This window comes from Nitrospira sp. BLG_2, from assembly GCF_049222245.1.
In genome coordinates this window covers 1-2299 of sequence record NZ_JBLYIG010000681.1, presented here as the reverse complement: position 1 = coordinate 2299, position 2299 = coordinate 1, and the positions used below count along the sequence as shown (strand labels likewise).

3 protein-coding genes are annotated in these 2299 nt (G+C 55.4%); all 3 read left to right on the top strand.

Going from position 1 to position 2299, the window contains the following annotated elements; all coding sequences use genetic code 11:
* The first annotated feature begins 57 nt into the window (after positions 1–57).
* Positions 58–1338 (top strand): heterodisulfide reductase-related iron-sulfur binding cluster, encoded by a 1281-nt coding sequence (locus tag ACOSYY_RS18015; protein ID WP_421664221.1) that lies wholly within the window; start codon positions 58–60, stop codon positions 1336–1338.
* 20 nt (positions 1339–1358) lie between these two features.
* The gene (locus ACOSYY_RS18010; protein WP_421664220.1) at positions 1359–1946 is read left to right on the top strand and encodes a DUF3501 family protein; all 588 of its coding nucleotides are present in this window, start codon (positions 1359–1361) and stop codon (positions 1944–1946) included.
* Between the two features lie 26 nt (positions 1947–1972).
* On the top strand, positions 1973–2299 hold a 327-nt coding region (locus ACOSYY_RS18005), incomplete at its 3' end, for a 6-carboxytetrahydropterin synthase (RefSeq protein WP_421664218.1).

Sequence of the window (2299 nt, the reverse complement as noted above, 5' to 3'; positions counted from 1 at the left end):
CGTGGCGAGAGTTCGTCGGCGAAGGCTGGCCGCTGATCGTTTTCGGAGAAGCGAATCATGAAGGGCCTCAGCCTCGTCACACCGATCGATTCCAAACAATTGGAGAAGGAAACGCTGCGGATCTACGAGGTCTGTGACGGTTGTCGGCGGTGCTTCAACCTCTGTCCATCGTTCAACACTCTATTGGATCGTATTGATGTGTACGAGGGGGATGTGGCCAAACTCACCCCGGCCGACCATCATCAAGTCGTCGACGAATGCTACTACTGCAAGCTCTGTTTCAATCATTGTCCCTATACCCCGCCGCATCACTACGAGATCGACTTCCCGCATTTGATGGTCGCCTGGAAGAAGCGTCTCGCGGCGGAGCGCGGTGTTCGGCTGCGGGATCGTCTATTGATCATGACAGATCTCATCGGAAGACTCGGCAGCGCGACCGCCTCCATCACCAATAGGTTGTTGGAGAACCGGCTGGTGCGACGCTTTCTGGAACGAATCCTGGGGATTCATCGGGACCGTCGCGTCCTGCATTTTTCCGGAGAGACGTTTCCCCGTTGGTTCGGCCGCCGAACCAAGACAGTCACAGCCGATTCCCCTGTCCGCAAGGTGGCCCTGTTTTCAAGTTGCCTTGTGAATTTCCAGGCGACCGATGTCGGCAAGGCGACGGTGCAGGTGCTGGAGAAAAATGGGGTCCGGGTCGTGGTGCCGGAACAACGCTGCTGCGGTATGCCAAGTTTCGATATAGGCGACACCCAGGCCATTCAACAGGCAGCTCGAAGCAACGTCGCCTCATTGTACCCCTTGGTCGTCGACGGATATGATGTAGTGGTTCCCACCGTCAGTTGCAGTTTGATGTTGAAACGCGAATATCCGGAACTCCATCGCGATGAGAAGACCAAGCGGGTTGCCGAGCGGACCTTCGATGTTTGTGAATATCTGATGGTTATGAAAAAAACCGGACATCTGGCAACCGATTTCCCGGTGAACCCCGGGCGGGTGGCGTATCAGATTCCCTGTCATCTCAGAGATCAGAATATCGGGTTCAAATCCAAGGAGCTTATGGAGTTTGCCGGTGCCCAGGTCGAGGTCATCGAACAATGTTCGGGGCACGACGGCGCATGGTCGGCCAAAACGGAGTTTTTCCCTCTTTCGATGAAGATTGCCGGGAAAGCCGTGCGCGCAATCGAGCACGCGCAAGCCGATCTCGTTGCGTCGGACTGCCCCTTGGCGGGGTTACAATTGGAACAAGCCGGCGCGTCGGGTCATGCGGGAGGAAAATCCGTCCTGCATCCGATTCAAATAGTCCGTGACGCGTATGGGCTGGCTTCACGAGAGTAGTGGGTCGGAGTAAAGGAGCAATGGTGAAGGCGATCACACCAGGCGATGTCATTCCGTACGAAGAATATGAACGGCGACGGGAAGTCTTTCGCGCGAAAATCATCGCGCTGAAGCAGCGGCGCCGAATTTCGATCGGCCCGTTTATCACCATGGTGTTCGAAAACCGGGAAACGCTGCAATTTCAGATTCAGGAAATGATCCGAGCCGAACGAATTGTGGATCCGGTCAAGATCCAGGAGGAGCTGGATGTGTACAATGCCCTGCTGCCGCAGCCGAACGAGTTGAGCGCCACGCTCTTGATCGAGATCACCGATGAAGCAGAGATGAAGGAAAAGCTCGATCAGTTCATGGGACTGGATCACGGAGAGAAAGTGGCGATCACCGCCGGCGAGGAAGCAGTCTTCGGCGAGTTCGAAGGCGGCCGAAGCCATGAGACGAAAATCAGCGCGGTTCATTTCGTGAGGTTTCGGCCGACCGGCTCGATGAAAAGGGCCTTCGCGGACCTGGCTCGACCGGTTACCATTCGAGTAATCCATGGCGAATACCATGAAGAGGTGCCGGTCTCCGGCAGCATGAGGGAAGAGTGGCTCGCCGATCTAAGCGGTTAATCAGTTAAGCTCAGCACCGGAGAGCTATGCCCACCGTTTTGTTGAATAAGCGTATCGAATTCGCCGCCGCGCATCGCTATAGCAGGACTGAATGGGATGAGGCGAAGAATCGTGCGGTGTTCGGCCGCTGCTACAATCCTCCCGCTCACGGACATAACTATCTGTTAGAAGTGACGGTTTCCGGCGAAATCGATTTGAAAACCGGCATGGTCGTCAACCTGTTCGATCTCAAACGGGTGCTCCTGGATGTGATCGAAGAATTCGATCACAAAAACCTGAACCTCGACATGCCCTACTTCAGAGAGCGGATTCCGACCTCGGAAAATTTCGCGCATGTGCTGTGGACGAAGATG